The 8,822-nt window shown below is 68.4% G+C and carries 9 protein-coding genes; 8 read left to right on the forward strand and 1 reads right to left on the reverse strand.

Annotated elements, in window-relative coordinates:
* On the forward strand, nt 1-980 hold a 980-nt coding region (ftsY, locus tag ACTIR_RS21290; RefSeq protein ID WP_034237949.1), incomplete at its 5' end, for a signal recognition particle-docking protein FtsY.
* Between the two features lie 97 nt (nt 981-1,077).
* Here the strand turns inward: ftsY and ACTIR_RS0102600 are convergent.
* The gene (locus ACTIR_RS0102600) at nt 1,078-1,845 is read right to left on the reverse strand and encodes an IclR family transcriptional regulator (protein WP_034237952.1); all 768 of its coding nucleotides are present in this window, start codon (nt 1,843-1,845) and stop codon (nt 1,078-1,080) included.
* A gap of 86 nt (nt 1,846-1,931) precedes the next feature.
* Between ACTIR_RS0102600 and aceB the strand changes: the two genes are divergently transcribed.
* From aceB to ACTIR_RS0102630, 7 genes are all read left to right on the forward strand, one after another.
* Entirely contained in the window at nt 1,932-3,506 is a 1,575-nt protein-coding gene (gene aceB / locus ACTIR_RS0102605) for a malate synthase A (RefSeq protein ID WP_026453121.1), read from the forward strand.
* Between the two features lie 252 nt (nt 3,507-3,758).
* The gene (locus tag ACTIR_RS0102610; protein ID WP_233345801.1) at nt 3,759-4,412 is read left to right on the forward strand and encodes a hypothetical protein; all 654 of its coding nucleotides are present in this window, start codon (nt 3,759-3,761) and stop codon (nt 4,410-4,412) included.
* A 329-nt stretch (nt 4,413-4,741) separates the two neighbouring features.
* Nucleotides 4,742-5,521 (forward strand): hypothetical protein, encoded by a 780-nt coding sequence (locus ACTIR_RS0102615; protein ID WP_233345802.1) that lies wholly within the window; start codon nt 4,742-4,744, stop codon nt 5,519-5,521.
* 74 nt (nt 5,522-5,595) lie between these two features.
* Nucleotides 5,596-6,282: a hypothetical protein gene (locus ACTIR_RS0102620; RefSeq protein ID WP_026453124.1), complete on the forward strand. Its 687-nt coding sequence runs from the start codon at nt 5,596-5,598 to the stop codon at nt 6,280-6,282.
* A gap of 160 nt (nt 6,283-6,442) precedes the next feature.
* Nucleotides 6,443-7,249, forward strand: coding sequence for a hypothetical protein (locus ACTIR_RS25715; RefSeq protein WP_154663644.1), 807 nt, complete (start codon nt 6,443-6,445; stop codon nt 7,247-7,249).
* A gap of 15 nt (nt 7,250-7,264) precedes the next feature.
* Nucleotides 7,265-7,615: a DUF4333 domain-containing protein gene (locus ACTIR_RS25120; RefSeq protein WP_084789284.1), complete on the forward strand. Its 351-nt coding sequence runs from the start codon at nt 7,265-7,267 to the stop codon at nt 7,613-7,615.
* Between the two features lie 460 nt (nt 7,616-8,075).
* Nucleotides 8,076-8,822, forward strand: a 747-nt coding sequence (locus ACTIR_RS0102630; protein WP_411431309.1) for a LamB/YcsF family protein, incomplete at its 3' end; no start/stop codon positions are given.

Genomic DNA, 8,822 nt, shown 5'->3' on the forward strand with positions numbered 1-8,822 from the left:
CGCCGTCCGTCGAGCGGGTGGCCGAGGCGCCCGAGATCGAGGAGCCCGCTCCCGTCGGCGGGCGGATGGAGCGGCTCCGGGGGCGGCTGTCCAAGTCGCGTTCGGCGCTCGGGCAGAGCCTGCTGGGCCTGCTCGGTGCCGGTGACCTCGACGAGGACTCCTGGGAGGACGTCGAGGACACCCTGCTGGTGGCCGACCTCGGCGCGGCCACGACGACCGAGATCGTCGAGCGTCTGCGCACGGAGCTGTCCGCGCGGGGCGTACGCACGGCCGATCAGGCGCGGGCACTGTTGCGGGAGGTGCTGGTCGATGCGCTCGACCCGGCCGCCGATCGTGCCGTCCGGGCCCTGCCGCACACCGTGGACGGGGCCAAGCAGCCCGCGGTCGTCCTCATCGCCGGGGTCAACGGCACCGGGAAGACGACCACCACCGGCAAGTTGGCGCGGGTGCTCGTGGCCCAGGACCACCGGGTGGAGCTCGGCGCCGCCGACACGTTCCGCGCCGCCGCCGCCGACCAGCTCCAGACCTGGTCGGAGCGGGTCGGGGCCGGGGTCGTCCGGGGCAAGGAGGGCGCCGACCCGGCTTCGGTGGCGTTCGACGCGGTCAAGCGCGGCGCCGACACCGGGGTGGACGCCGTGCTGATCGACACGGCGGGCCGCCTGCACACCAAGACCGGGCTGATGGACGAGCTCGGCAAGGTCAAGCGGGTCGTGGAGAAGCAGGCGAAGGTCGACGAGGTGCTGCTCGTGCTGGATGCGACCACCGGGCAGAACGGGCTCGCCCAGGCGCGGGTGTTCTCCGAGGTCGTCGACGTCACCGGCATCGTGCTCACCAAGCTGGACGGCACGGCCAAGGGCGGCATCGTCTTCCAGGTCCAGCGCGAGCTGGGCGTGCCGGTGAAACTCGTCGGCCTCGGCGAGGGCCCGGACGACCTGGCCCCCTTCGAGCCGGGCGCCTTCGTCGACGCCCTGCTCGCCTGACGGCCCGCTCACCCGGGTTGTGGCGTGAGGGGCACTTTCCCTGCGTCAGGTGCAGGAAGAGTGCCCCTCACGGCGTCTCACGCAGGGGGAGTGCCCCTCACGCCACACCGTCGGCCAGGTGGTCGGACAGCTGGTCGGCGGTGCGCAGGACCGCGGGGGCGATGCGGGCGACGGTGGCGTCGGTGAGTCGGCCCTCGGGGCCGGAGACGGACACGGCCGTGGGGGTGGGGGCACCCGCGATCGCCACGGCGATGCAGCGCACGCCGAGCTCCTGCTCGCTCTCGTCGAGGGCGTAGCCGCGGTCGGCGACCGCGGCGAGGTGGTCCAGCAGCGCGTCCGGGTCGGTGTAGGTGTGCTCGGTGTAGGCGGGCATCCCGGTGCGCTCCAGCAGCGCCCGCGCCTCGTCCCGGGGCAGGTGTGCCAGCACGGCCTTGCCGACGCCGGTGCCGTGCGGCAGCAGCCTGCGGCCGACCTCGGTGAACATCCGCATGGAATGCCGTGACGAGGGAACCTGGGCCACGTAGACCACCTCGTCCCGCTCCAGGACCGCCAGGTTCGCCGTCTCCCCGACCTCCTCCACCAGTTCGGCCAGCAACGGTCGCGCCCAGGTGCCGAACTGCAGGCTCGCGTTCTCCCCGAGCCGGATCAGCCGCGCGCCCAGGGCGTAGCGGCGGTTCGTGTTCTGCCGCACGTAGCCGAGACTCACCAGGGTGCGGATGAGCCGGTGGATCGTCGGCATCGGCAGCCCCGACGACGTCGCCAGTTCGGACAGGCTCGTCTCGCCGCCCGCGTCCGCGATGCGTTCGAGCAGCTCGAACGCGCGCTCGAGCGACTGCACGCCCCCGCTGCCTTCCCTGGGCGCCACCGGTGACTCCTCTCGCGTTGAGGTTCCGTATCGTAGAAACTATAGTCCGAATAGCAAAAGAACTCGATTCCTGTTTGGGGTGTTCCATGTCTGATGTGCGCGTGCTCGGAGCCGCGGTCGAGCGTGGCGACGAGGTGCTGACCGACGACGCCCTGCAGTTCGTCGCGGACCTGCACGAGCGGTTCGCCGCGCGGCGTGACGAGCTGCTCGAGGCCCGCTCGCAGCGTCGCGAGGAGGCCGCCCGCACCGGCAAGCTCGACTTCCTGCCCGAGACGAAGCAGGTCCGGGAGTCCGAGTGGCAGGTGGCCGAGGCGCCCGCCGCGCTGCGCGACCGCCGTGTCGAGATCACCGGTCCCACCGACCGCAAGATGACCATCAACGCGCTGAACTCGGGCGCGAAGGTGTGGCTGGCCGACCTCGAGGACGCCAACACGCCGCACTGGAGCAACGTCGTCAACGGCCAGATCAACCTGGCCGACGCGATCCGTAAGTCCATCGAGCTGGAGTCGAACGGCAAGCACTACGCGCTGCGCGACGACGTCGAGCACGCCACGATCGTCGTCCGGCCCCGTGGCTGGCACCTCGACGAGCGCAACATCGAGATCAACGGCCGCAAGGCCGTGGGCGCGCTCGTCGACTTCGGCCTGCACTTCTTCCACAACGCGAAGGAGCTGCTGCACCGGGGCAGCGGGCCGTACTTCTACCTGCCCAAGATGGAGAGCCACCTCGAGGCACGGCTGTGGAACGACGTGTTCACCCACGCCGAGAAGACGCTGGGCATCGAGCACGGCACCATCCGGGCCACGGTGCTGATCGAGACCATCCCGGCCGCGTTCGAGATGGAGGAGATCCTCTACGAGCTGCGTGAGCACGCCTCCGGGCTGAACGCGGGCCGCTGGGACTACCTGTTCAGCGTCATCAAGTACTTCCGTGACGCGGGCGAGAAGTTCATCCTGCCCGACCGCAACAGCGTCACCATGACGGCGCCGTTCATGCGCGCCTACACCGAGCTGCTGGTGCGCACCTGCCACAAGCGGGGCGCGTTCGCGATCGGCGGTATGGCCGCGTTCATCCCGAGCAAGGACCCCGAGGTCACCGAGAAGGCGATGGCCAAGGTGCACGCCGACAAGTCGCGGGAGGCCACCGACGGCTTCGACGGCTCCTGGGTCGCGCACCCGGGCATGGTCGGGCTGTGCAAGGAGGAGTTCGACAAGGTGCTCGGCGACAAGCCGAACCAGGTCGACCGCAAGCGCGAGGACGTCCAGGTCACCGCGGAGCAGCTGCTCGACGTGGCCGCCACCGAGGGCAGCGCGACGAAGGACGGCCTGCGCGGTGCCGTGGACGTCGGTATCCGCTACATCGCCTCCTGGCTGGGTGGCAACGGCGCGGCCGGCATCCACAACCTGATGGAGGACGCCGCCACCGCCGAGATCTCCCGTTCGCAGGTCTGGCAGTGGGTGCGCAACGGCGTGGTGCTGGACACCGGCGAGACGGTCACCGCGGACCTGGTGCGCACCGTGCTCGCCGACGTGCGCGCCGAGCTGGAGAGGGAGATCCCCGCCGACCTGCTGGGCCCGGCGGTGGAGCTGTTCGAGCAGGTCGCGCTCGCCGAGGAGTTCGTCGACTTCCTGACGCTGCCCGCCTACGAGCGGATCCAGTGACGCGGTAGTCACCGGACGCACCGACCACCGGGCCCCGGTCCCGCCCTTCGCGGCGGGGCCGGGGCCCGGCTCGTGTCCGGGGGTGTGCGGGAGCGATCGGGGTACACTCCCGTCGAACCAGAGAAGATCATTCACGTTGGTCGCGTGTCGTGGAGAGGGGAGCCCATGCTGCGGGCAGGCAGGCGGGAGGACGGGGATCCGGGCGCGTGCCCGTCCCGACGGTGGGGGCTCGCGTTCGTCGCGGTGTCCGGTGTGCTGGTGTTGACCGGCTGTGCGACCAGCGTGGGTGGTACGGCCGTGGGCCCGGTGCCGGGGGCGGTGCCCGCGACGGAGCGTTCCTCCGCCCCGGGCTCCGGACCCGCCCCGACCGCCGAATCGTCCCCACCCTCCCCCGGGCGTGGCGGTGGTACGCACACGGTCAGCGACCTGCCGGTACCGATCGAGTTCTCGCTGCCGGACGGATGGCGTTCCGCACCACCTGGTGAGGTCAGTGCTGACGGCGCCGCCTTCGTGGCGTTGAAGCCGGCGTCGATCAGTGACGGGATGACCCCCTCTATCGTGATCGTCGGCGATGTCCAGGACAGCACGGTCTCGTTGACGGAGGTCGCCGACCGTTCTCTAGCTGCACTCCGTGACCGCAACTTGGATGTGACGGTGGAAGACCGTCGGAGGAGCGGGAGTGCGGACAATCCTGGGCTGACGCAAGTGGTAGGCGCTTCGGGTGTCATCAACGGGAAAACTCAGAACACCGCTCAGGTACAGACCTTTCTCGGCTTCAGCGACACCGAGGATCCGCAACGCAGAGCGATACTGCAGTTCGTACTGACCGTAAAGGCGGAGCAACTCGAAACGCTGGCAGAAGACTTCCAGGAGTTCCTCTCCACCGTCCGGCCGACGGACGGGTGACCGACGCGCCCTCACGGTGGGGGATGGGAGCGTGTCGTGCTGGTGGGCCACCACGAGCCTGTCATCGGTGTCCGCGCTGGCGAGACCGCGTAGGTCAGTGTGCGGAGCGGGACCGCCGCGCTGGGGATGGCGCTACCGCTTCATAGCGCATGCTGTTGCGATCCGGTGCTGCACCCCCGACCGAGCGGTCGACCTGTTGCTGAGCCGCATCGGACTCAACCAGCAATCCGGGGCAGTTCGCGACGAGACAAAACCACGTGGGACCCGTTGTGCGGGAGCGACCGGGGTACACTCCCGTCGAACCAGAGAAGATCATTCACGTTGGTCGCGTGTCGTGGAGAGGGGAGCCCATGCTGCGGGCAGGCAGGCGGGAGGACGGGGATCCGGGCGCGTGCCTGTCTCGACGGTGGGGGCTCGCGTTCGTCGCGGTGTCCGGTGTGCTGGTGTTGACCGGCTGTGCGACCAGCGTGGGTGGTACGGCCGTGGGCCCGGTGCCGGGGGCGGTGCCCGCGACGGAGCGTTCCTCCGCCCCGGGCTTCGAATCCCCCGCCCCGGGCTTCGATTCGACCCCGACCGCCGAACCGTCCCCGCCCTCCTCCGGACGTGGCGGTGGTACGCACACGGTCAGCGACCTCCCGGTACCGATCGAGTTCTCGCTGCCGGACGGATGGGAATCGATCGATCCCAGCACGTTGGACACCCCCGGGGTGGCGTTCGTCGCGGTCAACCGGGACTCATCCGCTCGGTTCACCAGTAACCTCACGATCTACGGCGAGGTCCGGGACAACGACACCACGCTGACCGAGATCGCGGACGAGGCGTCGACCGACGGGTCCGGCGAGCTCGGTGGCGCGCCGGAGGTGGTGCACCGGAAGAAGGAGGGCGAGGGACTCGTCGCCGCAATCACCCAGGTGGTGGAGTTCCCGGCGCCCGAGGGAAGTGGTGTCGAGCGGCTCCAGCAGACACAGACGCTGGTGCAGTTCCCCGACAGCCACGGACCGGACCGGCGCGGGATCATCATGTTCGGGGCGACCGCTGCGCCGGATGACCCGAGTGCGATGGACGTCCTCGAACGAGTGATCGACACACTCCGCGAAGTCGAGAGGTGAGGGCTGATAGTCCGTTCGGGTGATCAGCGTGGAAGTGCGCACGGCGACGCGCCCGGGGCGGCAAGATCACCCGTGTGGCTGAAGGAGGGGACCCGCGCCGGGTGCTGTGCGTCCGCGGTCTGACCGTGCTCGTCGTCGGCTGCACCCTCGCGATCGTCGCCGGGTGCGCCACCACGACGGCGGGAACACCGCACGCCGCGCCGTCGTCGCGGGCGGAGCACGAGGCGCGGGGCGCGGCGACCTCAACCGCGCCGCGCACTTCCGGTGGGAGCCCGGCGGCCACCCTGCCGGTGCCGATCGAATTCTCCCTGCCGGACGGTTGGCGTTCCGTTCCACCACGGGAGGTCGATGCCGACGTCGCGTTCGTGGCGTTGCATCCGGCCTCGCGCGAACGCGGGTTCACGCCCAACATCACGATCGACGGCGATGTCCGGGACAGCGGCGTGCCGCTGACGGAGGTCGCCGACGAGAGGCTGGCCGAACTGCGTGACGCGAGATCCGATGTGCGGGTGGAGAAGAGCGAGAAGAGCGGCACCGCGGATAATCCGGCGCTGATGCGGGTGGTGCGGTGGACCCTTGTGCAGAACGGGAAGACGCTGGATATCGCGCGGGTGCAGGCATTTCTCGGGTTCCAGGACATCGGAAATCCACGACGCAGAGCGGTCCTGCGATTCGCGTTGACCGTCCGGACGCAGCAGCTCGAGCAACAGGTCGGCGACTTCCAACACTTTCTCTCCACTGTCCGTCCGGAGGGTGGGTGAATGGAGTTCGCGCGCAGGTGAACGTGCGGGTCGCCGCCGTTCCCGGCCGTGGCGATATCCGTCGGGCGGCAGGTCCTGAATGTGGTTTCGGCGTGACAGTGGAAGGAACAGGCGGACAAAAGCGATCAAAGTAAGCGCGTGGTGCTCCATTTTGTGCTGAGTGCATTACCGGAGCAGTTCGTGCAGCTCATCGGGGATTTTGAAGGTTTCTTTCGACGATCCACCGGAGGTCAGGGACGGCATGAATGCTGGTCTCGTCGTGGCGATAGCGGTCGGTGGCAGTGTGATCCTGCTCGGCGGTATCGCATGGGTAACAAAAAAACTGACTGGAGCGTTCGCCCCACAGTCCGATGACCGGAATTCTCGCTTAGCTGAGGAACTCACGCGACGCGGCTGGACATACGGTGATTACGATGAGTCGTGTGCTGATATACACAATGCACAACCGGTGTTCCGGGCGCGGAATATGATCGACCCGCTTGCCTCGCCACCAAAAGCGGTCGGTGCTCGGGACGTGATCTCCGGGACCCACCGGTCACGACCGTTCATCGCGACACAGTTCGACGTGCGTCAGCAGGGCGAGCAGGTATTCGTCACGGCGATCTGGTTGGCGTTGCCGGCGATGCGGCCGGGAGTGGTCGTGAACCAGGTAAATCGCTTGCAGAGCCGAATTCGCTCGCGCATTGGGCAGGGCGATATTCAGCTCGGTGTACCGGAGTTCGACGACCGGTTCGAGATCACGACTGAGGATGAGACATTCGCCCGTGCCGTACTGACCCCCGATGTCGTGCACTTCCTCTTGACGGACCCGCGTGCTGCTCGTGGATTCGCCATATACGGCGACCACCTCAACGTCCACGACGGAGTGAGTGATCATGGGAATCCAGAACAGTTGATAGCCGCGCTCGACCTTCGTTGTGACCTTCTGGATCGTATCCCGGAAGCCACGCTGTCGCAGAACCTTTAGATAGGAGCAAATAGTATGAATCAGTTGCAATCGCGCGGGATCGCGTCTGTTGTACTTTCTTCGGTGCTGATCGTCGGGGGGTGTAGCTTCAGTGTCGGATCCATGGAAATTCCGAAGGAGGAACTCGAACAAAAGTCGTTGGAGGCGCTTACCGAAGAAGTGGGGCAGCGTCCTGCCAAGGTTGAGTGTCCAGAAGCGATAAAAGCAGAATCCGGCCAAACTACACGTTGCGTCCTCACTGCCAAGGGTGGCGGTCGGGTCGGGTACACAGTGACAGTCGAATCGTACGAAAACGGTCGCTATCAAGTCGATATTCAGGTCGATGAGACGCCAATGCGGTCGGTACCGGAGGGTGCGGGTCGGTGATCAGAGTATCCGCCTTGCCTGTGCCGGTAGTGTTTTCCTTGCCGGATGGGGTACTTCCGGGCCTGAGCCGGGGATTCACGCCGAGCATCGCGATGACGGCCACGTTGCCGGCGACGAGGCACCGTTACGGCAGGCGGCCGAGAGTGCATTGGAGGAACTGCGCGCGGGGGCGTCGGAGGTCCACGTTGGGCGGCATGGCGCGGTGGGAACCGCGCACACCCCCGGGTTCACACGAGCGGTACGGTATCGCTGCCATACCGGGAGAAGTTGCTGCACCTGGCGCAGGAACAGGCGTTCCTCGAGGCACGGGGCGGTCGCGACGTCTCCCATGCCGCTGTGCTGCAGGTGGTTCCGACGGCGTTACCGGAACAGTTCGAGAAGAGGAGAGACTGAGGCGTCCCCGGGAACGGTGGTGCGAGGAGCCACCGTCGCCCCGGGCGGGCGCAGTAGGCTGAGGCGTGTGGACGACGTGGCGATCGATCTCAACAGCGACCTGGGCGAGGGCTTCGGTGCCTGGCCGTTGGGCGACGACGAGGCGCTGCTGGACGTCGTGAGCAGCGCGAACGTCGCCTGCGGGTTCCACGCGGGGGACCCGTCGGTGCTGCGGCGGGTCACCGAGCGGGCCGCCGAGCGCGGGGTGGCGATCGGGGCCCAGGTGGGCTATCGCGACCTGGCCGGGTTCGGGCGCCGCTTCATCGACATGGATCCGCACGACCTCGCCAACGACGTCATCTACCAGATCTCCGCGCTCGACGGGTTCGCCCGGATCGCCGGCTCCGCGGTGCGCTACGTCAAGCCGCACGGTGCGCTGTACCACGCGGTGACCACGCACGCCGAGCAGGCCGACGCGGTGGTGGAGGCGGTCCGCCGGTACGACCCGGCACTGCCGCTGCTGGGGCTGCCGGAGTCCGAACTGCTGCGCCGCGCCGAGGCCGCCGGGTTGACCACCGTGCCGGAGTCGTTCGCCGACCGCGCCTACACCCCGGACGGCAGGCTCGTCCCACGCCGCGAGCCGCACGCGGTGGTGCTCGAACCGGACGAGGTCGTCAAGCGCAGCCTGCGGATGGCCGTCGACGGGACGGTGGACGCCGTGGACGCGAGCACGCTCGCGCTGCGCCCCCGGTCGCTGTGCGTGCACGGGGACACCCCGGGTGCGGTCGAGCTGGCCCGGCGGGTCCGGAGGGCGTTGGCGGAGGCCGGGGTCGCC

Source organism: Saccharomonospora iraqiensis subsp. iraqiensis (assembly GCF_000430445.1).
Taxonomy (GTDB): domain Bacteria; phylum Actinomycetota; class Actinomycetes; order Mycobacteriales; family Pseudonocardiaceae; genus Saccharomonospora; species Saccharomonospora iraqiensis.